Genomic DNA, 24,377 nt, shown 5'->3' with positions numbered 1-24,377 from the left:
CGGAAAGCGGAGCGCATGCATGAAAGAGGAGTTCGTGCGATGATCGACCATACGGGCATTCCCGTCGCGGATTTCGACCGGGCGCAGTCGTTCTACGACAAGGCCTTTGCTCCGCTTGGCGCCTCCTTGCTGATGATGGTGCCGTTGGAGCACACCGGCGGCGTGAAGGTCGGCGGATATGGCCGCGAGCGGCCGGTTTTCTGGCTGCATGAGACGGCCGCGGCAGGCCCGGGCCGCCACTACGCCTTTTCGGCGCGCAGCCGCGCCGAGGTCGATGCCTTCTATGAAGCGGCGATTGCCGCCGGCGGACGTGACAACGGCAAGCCGGGGCTGAGACCGCACTACCACCCGGACTATTACGGGGCCTTCGTATTCGATCCCGACGGCAACAATATCGAAGCCGTCTGCCACGCGCCGGGCTAAGGAGGAGTTGCGATGAGTCTCGACAACAGGCCCCATTATGCCGGCGGCTGCCAATGCGGCGCGGTCCGTTTCCGCGTCGAGGGCAAGCTCGGTGACGCATCCGTCTGTCATTGCCGCATGTGCCAGAAGGCGAGCGGCAACTTCTACATGCCCTTGGTTTCGGTTCGCGGCGCGCATGTGACCTGGACCCGCGGAGAGCCCAAGCGCTTCCAGTCGTCAAACGCCGCGCGACGCGGCTTCTGCGCCGATTGCGGCACGCCGCTGACCTACGAGGCACCGGATGGCATGGCGCTGGCGATCGCTGCCTTCGACGAGCCGCAAGGCATCGTGCCGACCATCCAATGGGGAGTCGAGGGTAAGCTGCCCTATGTCGATCACGTTGCCGATCTGCCTGGCGTTCATACGCTGGAAGATCCGGACGCGATCGAGTTCCTGACCAATCTCGTTTCCTATCAGCATCCCGACCACGACACCGAGACCTGGCCCCCGGAGGAGAAGCGATGACCGAAAACGTTCGAACAGGTGGATGCCAATGCGGCGCGGTCCGCTTCCGGATCAAGGGTGAACTCGGACGCGCGTCGATCTGTCATTGCCGCATGTGCCAGAAACAGTTCGGCTCGTTCTTCTCGGCGCTGGTGACGGCGCCGAAGGATGGCGTCGAATGGGTGCGGGACGAACCGAGCTATTTCCAGTCCTCGGTCAACATCGACCGCGGCTTCTGCCCGAAATGCGGAACGCCGATGACCTATCGGCATCCGGGTGGCCTTGAGATCGCCATCGGCACCTTTGACGATCGCACCGATCTGGCGCCGAAAATCCAGGTCAACCACGCCTCGCGGCTGCCCTGGGTCGATACGATCTTCGAGCAGCCGGTGCTTGAGGATCAGGATTTTTACGCCAGGCAGGAAAGCATCATCTCGTTCCAGCATCCCGACCACGAGACCGATCAATGGCATCCCTCGGGAGCATTCCGGTGACCATCGCGCGCATCTATACGGGCGGATGCCAATGCGGCGCCGTGCGCTACCGCGCCGAGGGCGTGCTTGCGGACCCGCATATCTGTCATTGCCGTATGTGCCAGAAGGCGACCGGGAACTATTTCATGCCGCTCGCCAATGCGTCCCGAGACACGTTCGACATTACCCGGGGCCAGCCGTCCTGGTTCCGCTCGTCGCATCTGGTGCGCCGCGGCTTTTGCAGCGATTGCGGCACGCCGCTGTTCTACGATATGCCCGACGAGAACTTCATCAACATCGCGCTCGGCTCGCTCGACGACCCCGATGACGTACAGCCCGTTTACCAGTCCGGCGTCGAATCCCGCGTCATATGGTTCTCACGGCTCGCGGGCTTGCCACCAAGGGAGACGGATGACGGTAGCGAGGTCTCGGCGACCCGCCATCTGATCGTTCTCGAAACCAACCGCCAGCATCCCGACTACGACACCGTGCACTGGCCGCTCACGAAAGACTGAAAATGACGACTGTTCTGCGTACGCTTTATCCGGAAATCGAACCCTATGCGTCGGGCCACCTCGAGGTCGGCGACGGTCACACCATCTATTGGGAAAAGGCCGGCACGCCGGGCGCTAAGCCTGCCGTCTTCCTGCATGGCGGGCCAGGCGGCACGATCTCGCCGAACCACCGCCGCCTGTTCGATCCGACGCTCTACGACGTAACGCTGTTCGACCAGCGCGGCTGCGGTAAGTCGACGCCGAATGCCAGGATCGAAGCCAACACCACCTGGCATCTCGTCGCCGATATCGAGCGGCTGCGCGAGATGGCCGGCGCCGACAAGTGGCTGGTCTTCGGCGGTTCCTGGGGATCGACGCTGGGGCTTGCCTATGCCGAGAAGCACCCGGAACGGGTTTCCGAACTGGTGCTGCGTGGCATCTACACGCTGACCAAGGCCGAGCTCGACTGGTACTACCAGTTCGGCGTCTCGGAGATGTTCCCGGACAAGTGGGAGCGTTTCATCGCGCCCATTCCCGAGAACGAGCGCCACGAGATGATGCACGCCTATCATCGCCGCCTGATGAGCGAGGACAAGGCGACACGCCTTGCGGCCGCCAAGGCCTGGAGCATCTGGGAGGGTGAGACGATCACGCTGTTGCCGGAGCTCGCAACCAGCGAGCCCTTCGCCGACGACGATTATGCTGACGCCTTCGCGCGGATCGAGAACCACTTCTTCGTCAATGCCGGCTGGATGGAAGAGGGCCAATTGCTGCGCGACGCCCACCGGCTGCACGGCATTCCCGGCGTCATCATCCACGGGCGGTACGACATGCCGTGCCCGGCGAAGTACGCCTGGCAGCTGCACAAGGCCTGGCCGGGATCAGAGCTGCATCTGGTCGAGGGAGCAGGCCATGCCTATTCCGAGCCGGGCATCCTCGACCGGCTGATCCGCGCCACGGACCAGTTCGCAGGCAAGACCGAGCAAAAGTAAACCGAGCATATTTGGACGAGAGCCATGACCAGGGAACGCATCTACCTCTTCGACACGACGCTGAGAGACGGGCAACAGACGCCCGGCATCGACTTTTCCGTCGAGGACAAGATTGCGATTGCCGGCCTGCTCGATCAGTTCGGCATGGACTATATCGAAGGCGGCTATCCCGGCGCGAACCCGACCGACACGGAGTTCTTCGGGCGCAAGCGTACCCAGAAGGCCTCCTTCGTCGCCTTCGGCATGACCAAGCGTGCAGGAGTCTCTGCGTCGAACGATCCGGGCCTCGCGGCGCTGCTTGCGGCTAAGAGCGACGCCATCTGTCTTGTCGCCAAGAGCTGGGACTATCACGTCGAAGTAGCGCTCGGCTGCACCAACGAGGAAAACCTCGACAACATCCGGGCCTCGGTCGAGGCGGTGGTCGCCTCCGGTCGCGAGGCGATGGTCGATTGCGAGCATTTCTTCGATGGCTACAAGGCCAACCCCGCCTATGCGCTCGCCTGCGCGAAGACGGCCTTTGACGCCGGCGCGCGCTGGGTGGTCCTCTGCGACACCAATGGCGGCACGCAGCCTCCGGAGGTGCGCGAGATCGTTGCGGCCGTGATCGCTGCCGGCGTGCCCGGCGCCAATCTCGGCATCCACGCCCATAACGATACCGGCCAGGCGGTCGCCAATTCGCTTGCGGCGGTCGAGGCCGGCGTACGCCAGATCCAGGGCACGCTGAACGGCATTGGCGAACGCTGCGGAAACGCCAATCTCGTCACGCTGATCCCGACGCTTGCTTTGAAAGAGACCTATTCCAGCCGCTTCGAAACGGCGATCGATGCCGACCGCTTGCTGGAGCTGACGAAGCTCGCTCATTCCTTCGACGAACTGTTGAACCGCTCGCCAGATCAGCAGGCGCCTTACGTGGGCGCGTCGGCCTTTGCAACCAAGGCTGGCATCCACGCTTCGGCATTGCTCAAGGATCCGCGCACCTATGAGCACGTGGCGCCGGAAAGCATCGGCAACCTGCGCAAGGTCATGGTGTCCGACCAGGGCGGAAAGGCCAATTTCATCAACGCGCTGAAGCGCCGCGGCATCGTCGTCAGCAAGGACGACCCGAAGCTCGACAAGCTGATCGCCATCGTCAAGGAACGCGAAGCGACCGGCTATGCCTATGAAGGGGCGGATGCGAGCTTCGCGCTGCTCGCCAGCCGCATTCTCGGCACGGTGCCGGATTTCTTCCACGTGGAAAGCTTCCGGGTGATGGTCGAGCGTCGCTTCGACGCCAACGGCCATTTGAAGACGGTGTCGGAAGCGGTGGTGAAGGTGGTAGTCGACGGCGAGACGATGATGTCGGTCGCCGAAGGCCACGGCCCGGTCAACGCGCTCGACCTGGCGCTGCGCAAGGATCTCGGCAAGTACCAGTCGGAAATCGAAGACCTGGAGCTCGCGGACTACAAGGTCCGTATCCTCAATGGCGGGACCGAGGCGATCACCCGCGTTCTGATCGAATCGACCGATGGCACGGGCGCACGCTGGTGGACCGTGGGGGTCTCCGACAACATCATCGATGCGTCTTTCCAGGCGCTGATGGACAGCATCGTCTTCAAGCTGCTCAAGAACCGCGACCACGTCGGGCTGATCGCCGCCGAGTAATTTCGGCGATCGGCCCGGTAACGCTGATGAACTGGCCGGGGGAGGGTGAGCAAAACTCATTCTCCCTTCACGGAAATGAATTGGTGCATCACCGGCCATTGGGGTAGGACGCACCAATGGGAGATCGTGCCGGCCGACTGGCTGTGCCCTCCCTTCTGACCGGTGAGCGGCCATTGCCGCCAGGGCTCTCCGGCAAAACACCAGGAAAAGATGATATGGCCGAGCCGAAAGCACCCGCCGAAAATACCGATTCCGCACAAGGCTTTGCCTTCGCGCTGACCGCCTATCTGCTTTGGGGCTTCCTGCCGTTCTTCATGAAGGCTGTCGCCCATATCCCGGCGCCGGAAGTGGTGGCACACCGGATCGTGTGGTCGGTGCCGCTCGCGGGTCTCGTGCTGCTCTGGCTCGGGCGCACCGACGATATCAAGACGGCACTGCGCTCGCCGCGCATGCTGTGCATGGCCGCACTGACCGCCGTGCTCATCACCATCAACTGGGGCATCTATGTCTGGGCAATCGGGGCGGGCCGCGCCATCGAAACCGCGCTCGGCTACTACATCAATCCGCTCTTCTCGATCTTCCTCGGCGCCGTGCTTTTGAAGGAGAGGCCGAACCCGGCGCAGATGGTCGCAATCGCGCTCGCTGCCTCCGCCGTCGCCGTGCTCGCCTTTGATGCCGGCGGTCTGCCGTGGGTGTCGATCGGCCTCTGCCTGTCCTGGGGTTTCTACGCCTTCTTCCGCAAGACCCTGCCGGTTGGCCCCAACCAAGGCTTCTTCCTGGAAGTCCTGCTGCTGAGCGTTCCGGCCATCGGCTACATCATCTGGCTGGAGACGACGGGGCAGGGCCATTTCGGCGACACCGGCATGGCCGACGTCCTGTGGCTGCTGTCCTGCGGCATCGTCACGGCCGTGCCGCTGATGATCTATGCCAATGGCGCCAAGCTCCTGCGCCTCTCGACCATCGGCATCATGCAGTACATCGCGCCGACGATGATTTTCGTGATCGCCGTCTTCGTCTTCCATGAGCCCTTCGGTACGGCAAAGCTCATCGCCTTCGGCCTGATCTGGGCGGCGCTGGTGATCTATACCGGCGCGATGCTGGCTGAAAGCAGGGCGCGCCGCGCCCTGCAGGCAAGCCCCGCCGAATAAGGTCGGTTGCAATAGAAACAAAAAAGGCGCGCCGGGGGCGCGCCTTTTTTGTTGGCTGAACAGGTTTCTCAAAGCTTAGAGATGATCTCGGCTTCGCCGTCGCGGCCGTTGCCGCCGTTGGCGGCCGCCAGGATGGTCGGCACGATGTCGGCGGCGTCATTGACGACGAGCGGCTGCACCAGATGCGCCGTGTGGACGAAGCCCTCTTCGCGCATGTGCTGCAGGAGGTCCATCATCGGCCTCCAGAAATTGTTGATGTTGCCGAAGACCATCGGCTTGCGGTGACGGCCGAGCTGCGCCCAGGTCATGATCTCGACGATCTCTTCAAGCGTGCCGATGCCGCCCGGCAGAGCCACGAAGGCGTCGGCGCGTTCGAACATCGTGTGCTTGCGCTCGTGCATGTCGGCCGTGACGATCAGTTCGTTCAGTTGGCCGAGCGAATGGCGGGTCGCTTCCTTGTCCATCAGGAATTCAGGGATGATCCCGGTGACTTCGCCGCCGTTGGAAAGCACGCCGCTGGCGACCGCTCCCATGATGCCGCGTGTGCCGCCGCCATAGACCAGGCGCAGCCCGTGATCGGCGATGGAGCGGCCGAGCGCGCGGCCGGCCTCCATGTAGGCATTGTCGCGTCCCGGCTGTGAACCGCAATAGACGCAGATGGATCGAATCGTGCTGTTCTCGGTGCTCATGCCCCCCAAAAAACATTGCAGCGCAGCATGGGTCAAGAAAAATGAGGGGAAACCCGGCTTTCTGTGGGTTGCCGTGCCTTCGGCTGCTTGTATGCCGAATCGCGAATCGCTAGCAATTTCAGTGATTGATTGAAGAAATCGGACGAGTTGCTTGCTGTTGCGCTATAATGACGGCGCAAGCCCGCACCGCAGGCCGATGAGAGGGCATGCGCGGAGCGTTGCTCCGCTCCGTGTGGAGAGTGGCATGATCAAAAATAAGGCCGGCTGGGTGGCCATTTCTGTCCTCGTGGCAGCAACAGCGTTGATGGTATTCGTAATTCAACCGAACTTGCGCGACGACGGCCAGAAGCCGGCGGCGGAGCAGGCGGCAGGTACCGCGACACAGTCGACCGAGGCGACGCCTGCGACCGGTGGCCCGCAGGCGGCTGGCGCCTCTGCCGAGACAGCGAAGACGGATGCTGCGCCGCAGCAGGAACAGTCGAAGGCCGACGCGGCGACTGCCGCCAATGCGCCTGCAACCGATCCCGCCATTCCCGGTTTCGATGTGTTGCGCGTGGAGCCCGATGGCTCGACGGTGATCGCCGGCCATGCCCAGCCGAATTCGAAGCTTGAGATCCTGAGCGGCGATACGGTGGTCGGCACCGCTGATGTCGGCGCGACCGGCGACTTTGCCGCGGTCTTCGACGATCCGCTTCCGGCGGGTGACCATCAGCTCACGCTGCGCAGCACCGGCGAAAACGGTGCGGTGAAGCGCTCCGAGGAGGTCGCGACCGTTTCTGTTCCCAAGGATCCGTCCGGTCAACTGCTTGCCATGGTCTCGAAGCCCGGCATGGCGAGCCGGCTGATCACGACGCCGGATACGGTGGAGGGGACAGCGGCTGTGGACGCCAAGCCGGCCGAGGTTGCTTCCGCAACGCCGCAGGCGGTCGATACCGCTACTGCGCCGGCCAAGCTTTCTGGCGTGCCGGGCCTGCAGGTGAGCGCCGTCGAGATCGAAGGCAGCAAGATGTTCGTTGCCGGCAGCGCCAAGGCAGGCGCCTTGGTCCGCGTCTATGCCGACGACAGGCTCGTCGGCGAAATGAAGGCCGACGACAAGGGCCACTTCGTCGTCGACGGCCAGATCGAGTTGACGGTGGGCAGCCACATCATTCGGGCCGACATGCTGAACGAGGATGGCACCAAGGTCGTGATGCGCGCTTCGGTTCCCTTCGACCGGCCCGCCGGATCGCAGGTCGCGGCCGTGGCACCTTCGGGCACGCCGTCCGCAACCGCGGGTCTCGATGGCCTGCGTGCGGAAGCTGGAAAGGCGCTCGCGCTGCTGAAGGGTCTCTATGCCAATGGCAAGGTGCCGAACGGCGAGCAACTGGCCGCCGCCCGTTCGGCGACCGAGATCGCGTTGAAGTCGCTTGCCGATTTCCGCCTCGCCGACAGTTCCGACCAGACGCTCGTCGCTTCCGCGACGCGGGCCGCAAAGGCCTCCGCAAGTGCGCTCGCGGCGCTGAAGGCTGCACCTCAGGACGCATCGAGCGTGGCGACGGCACTTGCCAAGGTTGATGAAACGGTTGGTGCGGTCCTTGCCGAGCAGGGCAGCGCCACGCCGGCGTCGCCCGAGAAGGCCCAGCCGAAGAACAATGCCCCGGCTCCGGGCGAACTGGCAAAGGCAATGGGTGCTGGAAGCGCAGTTGTAAACGACGCTGCACCGGCGCAGCCGGCGACCGAAACCGCGGCCGTTGCAGCCTCGCCCGACCAGCCCCAGACGCTCGAGCAGGCTCCGCTCAAGGAGAGCAAGAGTTCGGTGATCATCCGTCGCGGCGATACGCTGTGGCAGATCTCGCGTCGCGTCTACGGCGCAGGCCTGCGCTACACCACGATCTATCTCGCCAACCAGGACCAGATCGAGGATCCGGACCGCATTCGCCCGGGTCAGGTCTTCGGCGTGCCGGACAAGGCGTTGCCGGACGACGAATCGCGGGAAATTCACAAGAAGCACATGAAACAAGAGCAATAAGCAGCCGATCGGCGGCCGCCGACATTGCGGCGGCTGCGACGGATGCTTATCTCCAGACCAAGGGCGGCGCCTTCGACAGGGCGCCGCTTTTCATTGAACGGTGATGACGGCGCCGCAGGTCTTCGTTTACAGGGAAGGCTCGGCGCAGAGCTTGGATGCGCAACAATCTGCCTCCAAGCGCGCAAACGTAAGAGCGGATCAGAACGTGGCACCCCAGAAGAAAACCGTTTCGGCCGATACCAGCAATCCCTTGCATACGATCGCCAATCTCTGGCCCTACATGTGGCCATCGGACAGGGCCGATCTCAAGCTTCGGGTGATCTGGGCGACGGTCATTCTGATCATCGCCAAGGTCGTCCTGATCCTCGTTCCCTATTCCTTCAAATGGGCAACCGATGCGCTGAACGGCAAGCCGGATGTCCTGGGCTTTTTGCCCGTGTTCATGACCGGCGCGGTCATGCTGGTGCTTGCCTACAACCTCGCGCGTCTTTTGCAGGCCGGCTTGAACCAACTGCGCGATGCGCTGTTTGCAAGCGTCGGTCAGCACGCGGTCCGGCAACTGGCCTACAAGACCTTTGTGCACATGCACCAGCTGTCGCTGCGCTTCCATCTGGAGCGGCGCACCGGTGGGCTTTCTCGCGTCATCGAGCGCGGCACCAAGGGCATCGAAACGATCGTCCGATTCACCATCCTCAACAGCGTTCCGACCCTGATCGAATTCCTGCTGACGGCAGTGATCTTCTGGTGGGGCTACGGCTTCAGCTATCTCCTCGTCACCGCCGTCACCGTCTGGCTCTACATCTGGTTCACCGTGCGCGCGAGCGACTGGCGCATCGCCATCCGCCGTTCGATGAACGACAGCGACACCGACGCCAACACCAAGGCGATCGACTCGCTGCTGAACTTCGAGACGGTCAAGTATTTCGGCAACGAGGAGATGGAAGCCCGTCGCTTCGACAAGTCGATGGAACGCTACGAGGCGGCGGCGACCCAGGTCTGGACGTCGCTCGGCTGGCTCAACTTCGGCCAGGCGTTGATCTTCGGCGCCGGTACGGCCGTGATGATGATCATGTCAGCGCTTGCCGTGCAGCGTGGCGAGCAGACGCTGGGTGACTTCGTCTTCATCAACGCCATGCTGATCCAGCTTGCGATCCCGCTCAACTTCATCGGCTTCGTCTACCGCGAAATCCGTCAGGGGCTCACCGACATCGAGCATATGTTCGACCTGCTCGACGTGCGCGCCGAAGTGGTGGATCGCCCGAATGCGAGCGAACTTGTCATCGGCAAGGGCGCCATCGCCTTCAAGGATGTGCATTTCGCCTATGACGCGGCGCGTCCGATCCTGAAGGGCATCACTTTCGAAGTGCCCGCCGGCAAGACGGTCGCCGTCGTTGGCCCCTCCGGTGCCGGCAAGTCTACGCTCTCGCGGCTGCTCTATCGCTTCTACGACGTGCAGGAAGGGGCGATCACCATCGATGGCCAGGACGTGCGCACAGTGACGCAGAAGAGCCTGCGCTCGGTGATAGGAATGGTGCCGCAGGACACGGTGCTCTTCAACGACACCATCGCCTACAACATCCGCTATGGCCGCGTTTCGGCGAGCGAAGCCGAAGTTGAGGCGGCGGCCGAAGCCGCGCAGATCGCCGAGTTCATCCGCACCCTGCCGGAGGGCTTCCAGGCCATGGTCGGCGAACGGGGCCTAAAGCTTTCGGGCGGCGAGAAGCAGCGCGTTGCGATCGCCCGCACCATTCTCAAGGCGCCGCCGATCCTGATCCTCGACGAGGCGACCTCGGCACTGGACACGCGCACGGAGCAGGAGATTCAGTCGGCACTCGACGTCGTTTCGCGAAACCGCACGACGCTTGTCATCGCGCACCGGCTCTCGACCGTCATCAATGCCGACGAGATCATCGTGCTGAAGGATGGCGTCATCGCCGAGCGCGGCACCCATGGCGAGCTGATCGATCGCGACGGCCTCTATGCCTCGATGTGGAGCCGCCAGCGCGAAGCGACGCAGGCCGAAGAGCAACTGAAGCGCGTGCGCGAGAGCGACGATCTCGGCATCGTCACCCGCGGCGAGCCGGCGGTTTGATGGTGTCTTTTTCTTTGCTGAGCGCGACGCGTTTTGTCGCTACCGGGCGGGCAGCGTTGCCCGCCGGGACATTTCGCGCTAGAGCGGGGGCAGGAAAAGCGTTTGCGGTTTTCCGTCCGCATCCCGCGCTAACTTATAGAAAACGATCACGTTCCACGGAAAATCTGGAGTAGAGTTCATGAGCCTGGTCAATACGATCCGCAACACGCTCGTCCCGGTGCACAAGGAAGGCTACCGCTTTGTTGCGATCTTCTTCGTCGTGTCGCTGGTGCTTGGCTTCCTGTGGGAGCCGTTGATGTGGATCGGCTTCGTGCTGACCGCGTGGTGCGCTTACTTCTTCCGCGACCCCGAGCGCATGACGCCGCTCGACGACGATCTGGTGATCAGCCCGGCCGACGGTCGCGTGTCGTCGATCGCGACGGTCCTGCCACCGGAAGAACTGAACCTCGGTTCGGAACCGATGCTGCGCATCTCCGTTTTCATGAATGTGTTCAACTGCCACGTGAACCGCGCGCCGATGGCCGGTACCATCACCCGCGTCGCCTATCGCGCCGGCAAGTTCGTCAATGCCGAGCTCGACAAGGCGAGCCAGGAGAACGAGCGCAACGGTCTGGTGATCGATACAAAACACGGCGCCATCGGCGTCGTTCAGATCGCCGGTCTCGTTGCCCGCCGCATCCTGTGCTGGAAGTATGAGAACGGCTCGCTGGAGGCCGGTGAACGCTTCGGCCTGATCCGCTTCGGCTCGCGTCTCGACGTGTTCCTGCCGGCCGGCTCCGAGCCGCGCGTCAGCGTCGGGCAGACTGCCGTTGCGGGCGAAACCGTGCTCGCCGAGTTTGGCTCGGTCAAGGGCCCGGTCATCAGCCGCCGCGCATAAGGAGTGTCTATGGAAGGCTCTGAACAGGAAAAACCGATCGACACGCGGCAGGCGTCCGAGGACGCCAGCGGCTCGAGCGATACCGCGCGCGGCCCACGGCTGCGCGAAATCCCGCTGCGGTTGATGATCCCCAATCTGATCACCGTGCTCGCGATCTGCGCCGGCCTCTCGGGTATCCGGCTCGCCTTTGAAAACCGCATCGAGCTTGCCGTTGCCATGGTGTTGCTCGCCGCCTTTCTCGACGGCATCGACGGCCGTGTCGCGCGCGCCCTGAAGGCGACGTCGAACTTTGGCGGCCAGATGGATTCGCTCGCCGATATCATCAACTTCGGTGTCGCGCCGGCCCTCGTGCTCTATGTCTTCATCCTCGACCAGGCGCGTTCGATCGGCTGGATCGCGGCACTGATCTACGCGATCGCGATGGGCCTGAGGCTCGCCCGCTTCAACGTGATGGCGGAGCGCCAGGTCAAGGCGTCCTGGCAGTCGGAATATTTCGTCGGCGTGCCGGCGCCCGCGGGCGCCATGCTGGTGCTGTTGCCGGTCTATCTCGGCCTCCTGGGCCTGGCGCCAGAACGCACCTTCGCGCTCATCGCATCCGCCTACACGGTGCTGATCGCCTTCCTGCTCGTCAGCCGTCTGCCTGTCTGGTCCGGCAAGTCGGAAAACAGCCGCGTGCGCCGCGACCTCGTTCTGCCGGCGATCCTCGGCGTCGTCTTCTACGTCGCGACGCTGATGACCTACACATGGGAAACGATGGCGGTGACGGCGCTTGGCTACCTGATCACGCTGCCCTTCGGCGCGCGATCCTGGCAGCGCAAATATGGCGGCGACTGGCCGGCCCATCCTTCGACCGGCGGCGACGGCCTGCCGGGCGACAAGGACTAACGCAAGTCCGCGAGCGGCGTGAATCGGCTTTCCGACCGGCAATGCCCAAAATAAAAAGGCCACCGTGACGACACGGTGGCCTTTCTCATTTGAGCGGTGTGACGAAGCTTATTCCGGCAGCCGGTAGTCGACAATCTTGTCTTCGCGCACGATGTAGAGCTTGCCGGTCTCGGTCTGGTTGGGGCCAACCAGCGGCAGCAGCTTGGCTGCGACTTCCGAAGGATGCGGCACGGTTTCCGGATCCTCGCCCGGCATCGCCTGAGCGCGCATCGCGGTACGGGTGGCGCCGGGGTCGACCGAGAGGATGCGCAGCGGCAGGCGCTGCGTCTCGCCGGCCCAGGTACGGGCCAGAGCCTCGACGGCAGCCTTCGAAGCGGAGTAGGGCCCCCAGAAGGGCTTGCACTTGTGTGCAGCGCTCGACGACAGGATCAGCGCACGGCCGGCATCCGACTTGATCAGCAGCGGCTCGAGCGAACGGATCAGCCGCCAGGTGGCGTTGACGTTGATGTTCATCACTTTGTCGAACACCTTCGCCTCGACATGCCCGATCGGCGAGATCGTGCCAAGCACGCCGGCATTGGCAACGAGGATGTCGAGCTTACCCCAGCGTTCGTTGATCGCGCCACCGAGCTTGTCGATCGCCGGCATGTCGGCAAGGTCGAAGGGCACCAGCGTCGCCGAGCCGCCCGCCGCCTTGATCGCGTCGTCGAGTTCTTCGAGACCGCCGACGGTGCGGGCGCAGGCAACCACATGGGCTCCGGCCTTGGCCAATTCGAGAGCGGTGAAATAGCCGATACCGCGCGATGCGCCGGTGACCACGGCCACCCGGCCTTTGAGATCGATCGTCATTTTTCTGTCTGATTATCCGTTGCTGGCGAGAACCGAGAGTTTGCGGACATTGCTGGCGCCTTCCTGGTCGAGAAGGCGGGTCGGATAGTCCCCGGTGAAATAGTGGTCGGTGAACTGCGGCGACTTCGGATCGCGCTTTTCGCCGCCGACCGCCTCATAAAGACCGTCGATCGACAGGAACTCGAGCGAGTCCGCGCCGATGTAGCGGCACATGGAGGCGAGGTCCGCATGCTGGTTGGCGAGCAGCTTGTCACGATCCGGCGTGTCGATGCCGTAGAAGTCCGGATGGAAGATCATCGGGCTCGCGACGCGCACATGCACCTCGCGCGCACCTGCCTCGCGCATCATCTGCACGATCTTTACCGATGTCGTGCCGCGCACGATCGAATCGTCGACGAGGATGATGCGTTTGCCCTCGATCATCGCGCGATTGGCGGAATGCTTGAGCTTGACGCCGAAGGCGCGGATCTGCTGCGTCGGCTCGATGAAGGTGCGGCCGACATAATGGTTGCGGATGATACCGTATTCGAAGGGGATGCCACTCTGCTGGGCATAGCCGAGGGCGGCCGGCGTTCCGCCGTCCGGCACGGGAACCACGACGTCGGCCTCGACCGGCGCTTCCTTGGCGAGGTTGATGCCCATGTTCTTGCGCGACACATAGATGCTGCGGCCGCCGACGACCGAGTCCGGCCGGGCGAAGTAGACATATTCGAACAGGCAAAGACGCTCGGGCTGCGAAACCTCCGGCTTGCGCGCGTCGATGGTGATCGAACCGTCGGGCTGGATCTCGCAGATGATGACTTCGCCGTTCTCGACGTCGCGGACATAGGTCGCGCCGATGATGTCGAGTGCGCAGGTCTCGGAGCAGAAGATCGGTTTGCCGTCGAGTTCGCCCATCACGAGCGGACGGATGCCGATCGGATCACGTGCGGCGATCAGCTTCGTGCGCGTCATCGCCAGCATCGAATAGCCGCCTTCCATCTGGCGGATGGCATCGATGAAGCGGTCGGAAGAGGAGGACTGCTTCGAGCGGGCAATCAGGTGCAGCACGACTTCGGTATCCGAGGTCGACTGACAGATGGCGCCGTCGGCGATCAGCTGCCGGCGAAGCGTGAGGCCGTTGGTGAAGTTACCGTTATGGGCGACCGCAATGCCACCGACTTCGAGTTCGGCAAAGAGCGGCTGCACGTTGCGCAGCGCCACTTCGCCCGTCGTCGAGTAGCGGGTGTGGCCGATCGACATGAAGCCCGGCAGTTTCGCCAGCGTCGCCGGATCCGTGTAGTGGTCGCCGACGAGGCCCATGCGCTTCTCGGTGCAGAACTGCTTGCCGTCAAAGGTGACGATGCCGGCTGCTTCCTGGCCGCGATGCTGGAGCGCATGCAGGCCCAGCGCCGTCAGCGCCGCCGCGTCCGAGTGCCCCAGTATGCCGAAGACGCCGCACTCTTCGTGCAGCTCGTCGCCTTCGAGTTCATCGTGGATTTCGATGGATCTATCGGTCATCACAGTCGCCTTTGCTCCGTACCGGTGCGCATATCGTGATCAGGCCCGCCGTCTTCAAGCAATCTTAGCTGAAAACGGCTGCAAGCGTTATTCCCCAAAAGGACAAAGCCCGCGGGGCGGGCTTTGTCGGCAAATCGTTCCTGTCTCAGCCGTTGGTGGCCGGGGCGTCGTCGGCGGGCGCCTGGTCTGGCGTCGTCGCAGGTGCCTGGCCGGGCGTCGTTGCCGGCGCTTCGCCTTCGCCTTCACCGGTCGTGTCCTTGCCGCGCAGGCGATCGAGAATGGTGGCGTCGGCTTCTTCGGGCAAAAGCGCGATCAGCTTGTTGCCGAGATTGTCGAGCAGCGGCTTCGACTTGGCCTGGGTGACCCAGGTCGGCTGCTGCTGGGGAGCGACGAGCCAGTTGAAGAACAGCATGGCGACGACGACTAAAAGGATGCCGCGGGCAGCGCCGAACAGGAAGCCGAGCGTGCGGTCGAGCGCGCCGATGCGGCTGTCGATGATGAAATCGGCGATCCGCATGGTGATGAAGGAGATGATGATCAGCGCGATCAGGAAGATCACCGCCGCCGATCCGATCATCGCGACCGTGTCGCTGTTGGTATACTGCTTCGCATAGGGCAGGAGATGCGGGTAGAGGAAGTAGGCGGCAGCCGCCGCACCCACCCAGCTCGCGACCGAAAGCACCTCGCGCGAGAAGCCTCGAACCATGGCCAGGATTGCGGAAAACAGGGCGACGCCGAGAACGATACCGTCGAGAATTGTAATGGGCATTTTGTCCTTACTCCGGACCCGGTTCGTCCGGGTCTCCTCAAGCCTATCCGCCATCGGCCCTGAGTTCAGGGCATTTGCAGCCTGTTTGCGGCCCTTAAAGGGCGGCCTGCGGCATCCGCATCTTTCAGTCTTCGTCCTCCACCGGTCTCAGCGCGTTTCGCGACCCCGCGATGCGCGCCACCAGATCGGGCAGGCTTTCCATCTCGCTCCAGCGGCCATTGCCGTTTTTCGGCAGTTCGGTCGAAGCGGACGGCAGGACCGCCTGGGAGAACCCGAGCTTCTCGGCTTCCTTAAGGCGTTGTGCGGTATGCGCAACCGGCCGGATGGCACCCGACAAGCTGACTTCGCCGAAATAGACGCAATCCGCCGGAAGGGCAAGCCCGGCAAGCGATGAAACCAGTGCGGAAGCCACAGCTAGATCGGCCGCCGGCTCGGAAATGCGGTAGCCACCGGCGATGTTGAGATAGACGTCGTGCTGGCCGAGCCGCACGCCGCAATGGGCTTCCAGCACGGCAAGGATCATCGAGAGCCGTGCGGAATCCCAGCCGACGATGGCGCGTCTCGGCGTGCCGAGCGAGGTCGGGGCGACCAGCGCCTGCACTTCGACGAGAACCGGGCGGGTGCCTTCCATGCCGGCAAAGACGGCGGCGCCCGGCGATTTCTCGTTGCGTTCGCCGAGAAACAGTTCCGACGGGTTGGCGACCTCGCGCAGGCCCTTGTCCGACATTTCGAACACGCCGATCTCGTCGGTCGGGCCGAAGCGGTTCTTGACGGTGCGCAGGATACGATAGTGATGGCCGCGGTCGCCTTCGAAGTAGAGCACGGCGTCGACCATATGCTCGACGACGCGCGGACCGGCGATCTGGCCCTCCTTGGTCACATGGCCGACGAGCACGACGGCGGTTCCCGTCTGCTTGGCAAAGCGGATCATCGCCTGCACGCCGGTGCGAACCTGGGTCACCGTGCCCGGCGCGGAATCGACGATGTCGCTCCAGAGCGTCTGGATCGAATCGATGATCACGAGATCCGGGCGCTTGCCTTCCGACAGCGTCGCCAGAATGTCCTCGACGTTGGTCTCAGCAGCGAGCAGCACATCGCTGTCGGCAGCCCCCAGCCGCTGGGCGCGAAGACGCACCTGCGCCACAGCCTCTTCGCCCGAGACATAGATGACGCGATGCTTGCGGCGCGAGAGCGCGGCCGCTGCCTGCATCAGCACCGTCGACTTGCCGATACCCGGATCGCCGCCGACGAGCAGCGCCGATCCGCGCACGAAGCCGCCTCCGGTCACCCGGTCGAGTTCCGAGATGCCTGTCTGGATGCGTGGCGCGTCTTCGATCTCGCCCGAGAGGGTGGTGAGCGCCACCGGGCGTCCCTTCTTCGGCGCGCGCGACGGACCGCCGCCGATGCCCGCCGTCGGGTCGTCCTCGATGATCGTGTTCCACTCGCCGCAGCCTTCGCATTTTCCCACCCAGCGAGTGTGGATCGTGCCGCAGTTCTGGCAGATGAATTGGGTACGCGCTTTCGCCATCGGCATCGACTTTCGGAATGTGAGACCGCCGACGTCGCGAGGGGACGTCGGCGGCAAAGAATCATCTGTATCGTCACATAATGCCGCAAAGTGCGGAACAAAAGGTGAATTTCTGCAAGAATAACCGAAAAATGAGCTGAAGGAGCGGGTCAGACGCTGTCGATATAGTGCCTGATATAGCGGCGGCCGAGACTGGTCAGCATCTCGTAGCCGATCGTCCCTCCGGCGCGCGCGACATCGTCGATGGCGATGTGCCGGCCGAAGAGCTCGATGTAATCACCCGGTCGTACCGCGCTTTCAGGAAGGTCCGTGACGTCGAAGAGACTGAGGTCCATGGTGACGCGCCCGACATGCGGGACCTTCTGGCCGTGCAGGAAACCGAAGGCCCCTGATGGCGTTGCCTGCCTGAGCGTGACGCCGCCGCCGGAGACGGAACGGTGATAGCCATCGGCATATCCCACAGCCACCGTGGCGATGCGACTGTCGCGGTCGAAGCGGGCAGAGGCGCCATAGCTCGCGGTGCCGCCGGCGGCCACGTCTCGCACCTGGATGATCCGTGCTTCGGCGGTCACGACCGGCTTCATCGGGTTGGGGATGTCGTTCACCGCCTCGCCGCCATAGACGGCGATGCCCGGCCGGGTCAGGTCGAAATGATAGTCGGGCCCGAGGAAGACGCCGCCGGAGTTGGCAAGGCTCGCATCGACCCCTTCATAGGCAGTCGACACCTCATGGAAGCGACGGAGTTGAAGGCCATTCAGCCGATGGTCCGGATCGTCGGCGCTGACGAGATGGCTCATGATCAGCACCGGCGAAAAGCTTGCCGGTCGCGCCGGGTCTGTCGCAAGCGCAACGGCCTGCTCGACCGTAAGGCCGAGCCGGTTCATGCCGGTATCCACATGCAGCACGCAAGGGTGGTCGCCACGCTCGGAAAGGGCGGCCATGAACACGGCCAGCTGCTCGTCCGAGTTGATGACCGGCACCAGATCGTTGTCGAAGAACAGCGCCTCGTTGCCCGGCCACATCCCGGCGAGAATGTAGATCCGGCCGTCCGGTGCAAGCGGACGGAGTGCTGCGCCTTCCTCGGCATTGGCGACAAAGAAATCGCGGGCGCCGGCCGCATAGAGGGCAGGGGCCGCCTGCGCGATGCCGATGCCATAGGCATCCGCCTTGAGGACGGCTGCGGCACGCGCCTTGCCGGAGCGCTTGTTCATGGCCCGCCAGTTGTCGACAAGCGCGCCAAGATCGATCGTGAGCCGGTTGGAAGCGGAAAGGAAGTCTGGAGGAAGCATGCCGGGCACTCTGCGTGGATGATCCAGGATCAATACAGCCAAGCGCAGAGCGTCGCAAATATTCCCCTGTCGCAGCGCCCTCGCGGATGGACCAGGCAAACGAGCACTTTTGTGCAAGACGCAGCCGCGCAGGCGCACTATGGTTTTGCCATGCAGACAATTTCGCAGGAAGAAGCCATCGATGTCATGCCGATAGAGGGCGCCGAGCGCACGCGCTTCTGGCGGGATTCCCGCTTCATGGGCATGGAATGTCTGACGGCGACCTTCATCACCCATGAATTTGCGCCGCACGCGCACGAAACCTTCAGCATCGGCGCCATCGAGGCCGGCTCGCAGATCAGCAAGATCAAGGGCGAGCGTTCGGAGGCCGGCCCCGGATACTTTTATCTGATCAATCCCGACGAAATTCACGACGGTCATCCGGGCGGCAGCGGCTATCGCTATCGCATGGTCTATCCGAGCGCCGAACTGCTGGTGAGCATCATCGAGGATGTCACCGGACGCGCTTTCAAGGGCACGCCATCCTTCTCCAAGCGTGTTTTGCAGGCGCCGGACCTGGCTCTTTCCTTCCATCAGGCCCACCGCACGCTCGAAGTGTCGGGGGCGACGCTCGAGGCGGAGGAAAAAATGTTCGCGGTGCTTGCCGCGATGTTCGAGCGCCACGGCAGCACGATCATCACGCCGATCGAAACGCGCGAGCAATCGGCCGTTCACCGGGCGCGCGACTTCCTGGCGCAAAACTATGCCGAGGACATCGGGCTCGAGGAACTGGCGAAGGTCGCCGGCCTCAGCCGCGCCCACCTCATCCGCGCGTTCCGCAAGGAGTTCCACATCACCCCGCATGCGTTCCTGACCGACAAGCGCGTGCGGGCGGCAAAGACACTGCTGCGGCACGGCTGGTCGGCGGTGGACGCAGCCTATCAATGCGGTTTTGCCGACCAGGCGCATTTCAGCCGTCATTTCAAGGCGCGCACCGGCGTCACCCCTGGGGCCTTCCGCGCCGGCTGATCACTTTCGTTCAAGACGATCCGCAGCCCGAGTCCTAGAACACTCGGGCAATTGCGATCGCGCGCCTGTGTGGAAGGGCGGCGCATCGCGCGAATGGAGACGTGGACGTTGCAGGAAAGAAGTGCGTTCCAGGAATTTCGGGCCGCGGCCGTTGCTATGACGCCGCTGATCGTCGCGGTCATGCCGGTCGGCCTCGTGTTCGGTGCGGTGGCGGCGAGCAAGGGACTTGCGCCGGCCGAGGTGGCGCTGATGAGCGCGCTGGTCTTTGCCGGCGGGTCCCAGTTCGTCGCGATGGATATCTGGACGCATCCGGCGTCCTGGGCGGCGCTTGGCTTTTCGGCACTGCTCGTCAACATCCGCCATGTGCTGATGAGCGCTTCGATCGGCGGCAAGCTCGACAGTTTCTCCGGCCCGGCGCGCTATGCCTCGATGCTGCTTCTGGCCGACGAGATCTGGGCCATGGCCGAGATGCGGGCGAGCAACGGCAAGCTGACGCCTGCCTGGTATGCGGGCCTTGCGGTGCCTTTCTACTGCCTTTGGGTGCTGACGAGCCTTGCGGGCGCGTTGCTTGGGGCATTCCTGGGCGATCCGAAGGTTACCGGCCTCGACTTTGCGTTCCCCGCCGTCTTCATCGTGCTGGTCATGGGGTTCTGGAAAGGACGGGAGACGGGTGCCGTTCTGGCGGCTAGCGCTTGTGCTGCCGTGCTCACGCATCAGTTGCTGCCAGGTGTCTGGTACATCGCTGCCGGGGCTGCGGCCGGGGTCGTGGTCGCGCTTCTCTCCGGTGCACGCAAGGAGGCCCATGCATGACCGTCGATCCAAATACACTGCTTGCCATCGTCGCCATGGCGGTTGCGACGATCGCGACCCGCATCGGCGGTCTCGTGCTGATCCGGTATGTGACGATCGGGGAAAGCCAGAAGCGCGCACTGGAGGCGATACCGCCGGCCGTGCTGATGGCGGTTATCGCGCCGACGGCCTTCGTGACCGGCCCGGCGGAAACGATCGCCGCTGCCGCGACGGCCGTGGCCGCCATGCGGCTGCCGCTCCTGGTATCGGTCGCCGTCGGTGTCGTCTCGGTAGCGCTGCTGCGCCTCGTGTTCTGAGAGGTTTGTGCTGGCGCGGCGCGCTTCAGCCAAAAGGCACGTGCCATTTGAGATTGAGAGCGGGCTGGGAAACCGCAAACATTTTTCCCAGCCCGCTCCGGCCGCCCCCACGGAACCCTAGTGTTCTTCGTACTGGGTGAAGGATGGATCGGCGAGATCGGTGAAGCGCGTGAATTCCGACTGGAAGGCGAGTTTCACGGTACCGGTCGGTCCGTGACGCTGCTTGGCGATGATCACGTCGGCCGTGCCCTTCACCTGCTCCATCTTCATCTTCCATTCTTCGTACTTCGGGTCGAACTCGTCGCGCGGCTCCAGGTTCTTCACGTAGTATTCCTCACGGAACACGAAGAGCACGACGTCGGCGTCCTGCTCGATCGAGCCCGATTCACGAAGGTCGGACAGCTGCGGCCGCTTGTCTTCGCGGCTTTCGACGCCACGGGAGAGCTGCGAGAGCGCGATGATCGGAACGTTCAGTTCCTTGCCGAGCGCCTTGAGGCCGGTGGTGATCTGGGTGATTTCCTGCACGCGGTTGTCGCTGGATTTGCCCGAGCCGGTCATGAGCTGGATGTAGTCCACCACCAGGCAGTCGAGGCCGCGCTGGCGCTTCAGGCGCCGCGCGCGGGCGGAAAGCTGGGCGATCGAGATACCACCGGTCTGGTCGATATAGAGCGGCACCTTCTGCATCATCTGCGAGCAGGCGACGAGCTTTTCGAAGTCGGCCTCGGAGATGTCACCGCGGCGGATCTTCGAGGAGGAGACTTCGGTCTGCTCGGAGATGATACGGGTGGCGAGCTGTTCGGACGACATTTCGAGCGAGTAGAAGCCGACGACGCCGCCGTTCTTGGCCTTGAACGAGCCGTCAGCCTGGACTTCCGGCTCGTAGGCCGCAGCAATGTTGTAGGCGATGTTGGTGGCAAGCGAGGTCTTGCCCATGCCGGGGCGTCCGGCAAGCACGATCAAGTCGGAACGCTGCAGGCCGCCCATCCGGCCATCAAGCGACAGGATGCCGGTTGAAATGCCCGAAAGGCTGCCGTCGCGCTCGAAGGCCTGGCCGGCCATGTCGATGGCGAGCGCCACGGCGTCGTTAAACGACTGGAAACCGCCGTCGTATCGACCGGTCTCGGCAAGTTCGAACAGACGGCGCTCGGCGTCTTCGATCTGGCCCTGCGGCGGCATGTCGAGCGGCGCGTCATAGGCGATGTTGACCATGTCCTCGCCGATGGTGATCAGCGAACGGCGCAGCGCCAGGTCATAGATCGCCCGGCCATAGTCTTCGGCGTTGATGATCGAGACGGCAGCGCCGGCAAGGCGCGCAAGATAGGTCGCGACGGTCACGTCGCCGACCTTCTCGTCGGCCTTGAGGAAGGTCTTGATGGTGACCGGGTTCGCCATCTTGCCCATGCGGATGATGTCGCCGGCGACTTCGTAGATCTTGCGGTGCAGCGGCTCGTGCAGATGCACCGGCTTCAGGAAGTCCGACACGCGGTAGTACGCGTCGTTGTTGACGAGGATCGCGCCAAGCAGCGCCTGCTCGGCCTCGAGGTTGTTCGGGGCCTCGCGGTAGTGCTGGTCCGCCTGATCCTTGCCGATAGGGGATAGCTTTCGCGACGCTTCGTTCATTCGTTTATCTCTGCCTCTGTCTGGTGTGGCACCGGTTTGCGTTTTAGCGCGGGCCGGGTCAAGTGCACGAGGGACACAGTCGCGAAGCGACGTCACCGCGCCCGGCGCTGTTCCCGTTGTTCGACTGATCCACAGGCGGGGGCTCGCAAATGTGCGGATTATGCCGTCGTCACAAATTTGGTCGTTGACGCCGCGAATCACCCGAACCTTCCCGACGAAACGAAGTGTAGCGCCGTCCTCCTCTGCCTCAAATCCGCATCTTGAAAATCCACCGCATTTGGATTAGATAGAGGCAGAATAATTAGCATGCTAGTAATATGGAAAAGATACCAATGTATCAACCCACCGTGAACCGCGAACTGTTCGATGCCCTGTCGCTGCTCAATCGCAAGCTGCGCGCCGTGTTCGATGCGCGGGTGAAGGAGAAGGGGCTGACGCTGTCGCGCGCCCGCGCGCTCTTCGCCTTGACGAAGAAGGATGGCCTGAACCAGCGGGAGCTCGCCGACGAACTCGACATCGAGACCCCGACACTGGTGCGCCTGCTCGACGGCATGGAGAAGCAGGGCTTCATCGAGCGGCGGGTCGAGGTCTCCGACCGACGCGCCAAGCAGATCCATATGACCGAACTCGGCCGCACCGTTGCCGACGAGATCCTCAGGCTTGCCGACGAAATCCGGGCCGAAGTGCTGCAAGGCATCGACGCAGCCGAGCTTGCCGTGACAAAGCGGGTGGTTCGTGCGATCGCCGACAATGTTCAGTCGCTGGCGCGGGAGTGACGGCGATGGGCGCAGTCGCGACGGCCGCCGCAAACGACAATCGCCTTGCCTCCGAGCTTGAGGCCGCGGAGGCCGTCGACGAGGACCAACACGGAGAAACCGTTATTGCGCCGGAACCGGCGCCAACCCCCGTGCCGGCCCCCGTCGAGAAAGGTCTGTTGCTTTCGGCGGTCTATGTCCTGGGCTCCGTGCTCCTGTTCCTGACGCAGGGGCTCGGCATGAACCTGGCGCTCGCCAACCTTACGCAGGTCCAGGGCTCGCTTTCGGCGACCTCCATCGAAGCCGGCTGGCTCTCGGCGGCCTACATGGCGCCGAATGTCAGCCTGTCGATCGCGCTGGTGAAGATCCGCGCCCAATACGGGCTGCGCCGTTTTGCCGAAATCAGCATCGCCGGTTTCGTCGTCGTCTCGCTGATGAACGTCTTCGTTTCCGATCTGCATTCGGCGATCGTCGTGCGCTTCATCAGCGGGATTGCCGCCGCACCGATGTCGACGCTCGGCTTCCTCTACATGCTCGAAGCCTTTCCGCCGGCGCGCAAGCTGACCGTCGGGCTGGCGCTGGCGCTCACCTGCACGACGATTTCCGCACCGGTCACCCGCCTGATCTCGCCGACCTTGATCGAATATGGCCAGTGGCATGCGCTCTACACGCTGGAAATGGCGCTGGCGCTGATCGCGCTGCCGATCATCTACCTGCTGCCGCTGACGCCGGTCCCGCATGCCAAGGTTATCCAGCGCATGGATATCCTGAGTTACCTCCTCGTCGCCGTCGCCTTCGGCTGCCTCGCCGTGGTCCTGACCATGGGGCGTCTCTACTGGTGGTTCGAAGCTCCTTGGCTCGGCGTCCTGCTGGTCGTCTCGATAGCGACGCTGACGACCGCGGTGCTGATCGAGCTTTATCGCCCGGTTCCGTTGATCGACGTGCGCTGGATCGCTTCGAAGGAGATCGTGCACTTTGCCGCCGTTCTCTTGATTTTCCGGCTGGTCGCCTCTGAACAATCGACTGTTGCTGCGAACTTCTACCAGCAGCTCGGTCTCCAGTTCGAGCAGGTCGCAACCCTCTATTGGATCATCCTTGCTGCGGCCATCGGCGGCGGTCTGCTTTGCGCCGCGCTGATGAATCCTGAACATGCGGAGCGCGTGCATATTCTGGCACTCGGCCTCCTGGCGGCCGGCGCCTACATGGACAGCCAGGCGACCAGCCTGACACGGCCGGAGCAGATGTATCTGAGCCAGGCGATGATCGCGTCCGGAACGGCGCTCTTCCTGCCGCCGGCCATGGCGCGCGGCTTCAAGGCGGCGCTCGCCAAGGGGCCGAGCTATATCCTCAGCTTCATCGTGATCTTCCTCTTTACCCAGAGCATCGGCAGCCTGATCGGCTCCGCCGCCTTCGGTACCTTCGTCACGATCCGTGAAAAGTTTCATTCCAACCTTCTCGCGGAACAGATCGTGCTCTCGAACCCTCTGGTTGCCCAGCGCGTCAACCAGCTTTCCGCCGCTTACGCCAAAGTGATGGGCGACAAGACCCTGCTCGGCGGCGAGGGCACCGTGTTGTTGTCACAACAGGTGACCCGCGAAGCTTACATCCTCGCCTACAACGACGCCTTCCTGCTTGCCTCGGCGGTCGCGCTCTTCGCGCTCGCCGGCCTGCTGCTGCACATCTTCTACAACTGGCTCAGGCAGAGATTGTCCGCGCCTGCGCCGATGCCGGCCACCTGATTGACAGAG

23 protein-coding genes are annotated in these 24,377 nt (G+C 63.5%); 16 read left to right on the top strand and 7 right to left on the bottom strand.

Annotated features, from left to right (window positions below):
• The first annotated feature begins 39 nt into the window (after positions 1-39).
• The 7 genes from IB262_RS06050 to rarD all read left to right on the top strand — a co-directional run bounded on the left by IB262_RS06050 (position 40) and on the right by rarD (position 5,654).
• The gene (locus IB262_RS06050) at positions 40-423 is read left to right on the top strand and encodes a VOC family protein (protein ID WP_112975729.1); all 384 of its coding nucleotides are present in this window, start codon (positions 40-42) and stop codon (positions 421-423) included.
• Between the two features lie 12 nt (positions 424-435).
• On the top strand, positions 436-927 hold the full coding sequence (locus IB262_RS06045; protein ID WP_034804016.1) for a GFA family protein: 492 nt from the start codon (positions 436-438) through the stop codon (positions 925-927).
• Entirely contained in the window at positions 924-1,400 is a 477-nt protein-coding gene (locus tag IB262_RS06040; RefSeq protein WP_034804014.1) for a GFA family protein, read from the top strand. Before IB262_RS06045 ends, IB262_RS06040 begins: the two co-directional genes overlap by 4 nt.
• On the top strand, positions 1,373-1,894 hold the full coding sequence (locus IB262_RS06035; protein ID WP_034804013.1) for a GFA family protein: 522 nt from the start codon (positions 1,373-1,375) through the stop codon (positions 1,892-1,894). The genes IB262_RS06040 and IB262_RS06035 overlap by 28 nt, the downstream gene beginning before the upstream one ends.
• A 2-nt stretch (positions 1,895-1,896) precedes the next feature.
• Complete coding sequence (gene pip, locus IB262_RS06030) at positions 1,897-2,865, top strand: prolyl aminopeptidase (RefSeq protein ID WP_034804012.1); 969 nt, start codon at positions 1,897-1,899, stop codon at positions 2,863-2,865.
• A 24-nt stretch (positions 2,866-2,889) separates the two neighbouring features.
• A complete protein-coding gene (gene cimA / locus IB262_RS06025; protein ID WP_060522115.1) occupies positions 2,890-4,506 on the top strand; it encodes a citramalate synthase in 1,617 nt (538 codons plus the stop codon).
• A 215-nt stretch (positions 4,507-4,721) separates the two neighbouring features.
• Complete coding sequence (rarD, locus tag IB262_RS06020; RefSeq protein WP_034804008.1) at positions 4,722-5,654, top strand: EamA family transporter RarD; 933 nt, start codon at positions 4,722-4,724, stop codon at positions 5,652-5,654.
• A 68-nt stretch (positions 5,655-5,722) separates the two neighbouring features.
• Here rarD and IB262_RS06015 read toward each other — a convergent pair whose 3' ends face one another.
• Positions 5,723-6,343 (bottom strand): TIGR00730 family Rossman fold protein, encoded by a 621-nt coding sequence (locus IB262_RS06015; protein WP_034804006.1) that lies wholly within the window; start codon positions 6,341-6,343, stop codon positions 5,723-5,725.
• Positions 6,344-6,587: 244 nt separating this feature from the next.
• On the opposite strand from IB262_RS06015, the gene IB262_RS06010 reads away from it, so the two are divergent.
• From IB262_RS06010 to pssA, 4 genes are all read left to right on the top strand, one after another.
• Positions 6,588-8,351 (top strand): LysM peptidoglycan-binding domain-containing protein, encoded by a 1,764-nt coding sequence (locus IB262_RS06010; protein WP_112975728.1) that lies wholly within the window; start codon positions 6,588-6,590, stop codon positions 8,349-8,351.
• Between the two features lie 205 nt (positions 8,352-8,556).
• Entirely contained in the window at positions 8,557-10,443 is a 1,887-nt protein-coding gene (locus IB262_RS06005; protein WP_034804301.1) for an ABC transporter ATP-binding protein/permease, read from the top strand.
• A gap of 178 nt (positions 10,444-10,621) precedes the next feature.
• Positions 10,622-11,320, top strand: a complete 699-nt coding sequence (locus tag IB262_RS06000; RefSeq protein WP_060522117.1) for a phosphatidylserine decarboxylase — start codon at positions 10,622-10,624, stop codon at positions 11,318-11,320.
• A gap of 9 nt (positions 11,321-11,329) precedes the next feature.
• Positions 11,330-12,205 carry a CDP-diacylglycerol--serine O-phosphatidyltransferase gene (gene pssA, locus IB262_RS05995; protein WP_051659665.1) on the top strand — a complete coding sequence of 292 codons (876 nt, stop codon included), beginning with the start codon at positions 11,330-11,332 and terminating at the stop codon, positions 12,203-12,205.
• Between the two features lie 108 nt (positions 12,206-12,313).
• Here pssA and IB262_RS05990 read toward each other — a convergent pair whose 3' ends face one another.
• From IB262_RS05990 to alr, 5 genes are all read right to left on the bottom strand, one after another.
• Positions 12,314-13,054, bottom strand: coding sequence for an SDR family NAD(P)-dependent oxidoreductase (locus IB262_RS05990; RefSeq protein WP_034803992.1), 741 nt, complete (start codon positions 13,052-13,054; stop codon positions 12,314-12,316).
• 12 nt (positions 13,055-13,066) lie between these two features.
• On the bottom strand, positions 13,067-14,554 hold the full coding sequence (purF, locus tag IB262_RS05985) for an amidophosphoribosyltransferase (RefSeq protein ID WP_060522118.1): 1,488 nt from the start codon (positions 14,552-14,554) through the stop codon (positions 13,067-13,069).
• 145 nt (positions 14,555-14,699) lie between these two features.
• The gene (locus IB262_RS05980; RefSeq protein ID WP_034803987.1) at positions 14,700-15,323 is read right to left on the bottom strand and encodes a CvpA family protein; all 624 of its coding nucleotides are present in this window, start codon (positions 15,321-15,323) and stop codon (positions 14,700-14,702) included.
• 124 nt (positions 15,324-15,447) lie between these two features.
• Complete coding sequence (radA, locus tag IB262_RS05975; RefSeq protein WP_034804296.1) at positions 15,448-16,851, bottom strand: DNA repair protein RadA; 1,404 nt, start codon at positions 16,849-16,851, stop codon at positions 15,448-15,450.
• A 149-nt stretch (positions 16,852-17,000) separates the two neighbouring features.
• Positions 17,001-18,140, bottom strand: coding sequence for an alanine racemase (gene alr, locus IB262_RS05970; protein WP_034803986.1), 1,140 nt, complete (start codon positions 18,138-18,140; stop codon positions 17,001-17,003).
• Positions 18,141-18,290: 150 nt separating this feature from the next.
• Here alr and IB262_RS05965 point away from each other — a divergent pair, with 150 nt between their 5' ends.
• The 3 genes from IB262_RS05965 to IB262_RS05955 all read left to right on the top strand — a co-directional run bounded on the left by IB262_RS05965 (position 18,291) and on the right by IB262_RS05955 (position 20,254).
• On the top strand, positions 18,291-19,148 hold the full coding sequence (locus IB262_RS05965) for an AraC family transcriptional regulator (RefSeq protein ID WP_112975761.1): 858 nt from the start codon (positions 18,291-18,293) through the stop codon (positions 19,146-19,148).
• A 156-nt stretch (positions 19,149-19,304) separates the two neighbouring features.
• Entirely contained in the window at positions 19,305-19,958 is a 654-nt protein-coding gene (locus IB262_RS05960; RefSeq protein WP_060580970.1) for an AzlC family ABC transporter permease, read from the top strand.
• Positions 19,955-20,254 carry an AzlD domain-containing protein gene (locus IB262_RS05955; RefSeq protein ID WP_034803985.1) on the top strand — a complete coding sequence of 100 codons (300 nt, stop codon included), beginning with the start codon at positions 19,955-19,957 and terminating at the stop codon, positions 20,252-20,254. The genes IB262_RS05960 and IB262_RS05955 overlap by 4 nt, the downstream gene beginning before the upstream one ends.
• A 117-nt stretch (positions 20,255-20,371) precedes the next feature.
• Here IB262_RS05955 and IB262_RS05950 read toward each other — a convergent pair whose 3' ends face one another.
• Positions 20,372-21,874: a replicative DNA helicase gene (locus IB262_RS05950; RefSeq protein WP_043611355.1), complete on the bottom strand. Its 1,503-nt coding sequence runs from the start codon at positions 21,872-21,874 to the stop codon at positions 20,372-20,374.
• 332 nt (positions 21,875-22,206) lie between these two features.
• Between IB262_RS05950 and IB262_RS05945 the strand changes: the two genes are divergently transcribed.
• Together IB262_RS05945 and IB262_RS05940 are read left to right on the top strand one after the other, a co-directional pair.
• Entirely contained in the window at positions 22,207-22,650 is a 444-nt protein-coding gene (locus IB262_RS05945; RefSeq protein ID WP_034803983.1) for a MarR family transcriptional regulator, read from the top strand.
• 5 nt (positions 22,651-22,655) lie between these two features.
• Positions 22,656-24,368: an MFS transporter gene (locus IB262_RS05940; RefSeq protein ID WP_090294612.1), complete on the top strand. Its 1,713-nt coding sequence runs from the start codon at positions 22,656-22,658 to the stop codon at positions 24,366-24,368.
• Positions 24,369-24,377: the final 9 nt, after the last annotated feature.

The organism is Ensifer sp. ENS02 (assembly GCF_014851885.1).
Classification (GTDB): Bacteria; Pseudomonadota; Alphaproteobacteria; order Rhizobiales; family Rhizobiaceae; genus Ensifer; species Ensifer adhaerens.
The sequence above is the reverse complement of the archived record's forward strand: the minus strand, read 5'-3'. Positions and strand labels throughout refer to the sequence as shown.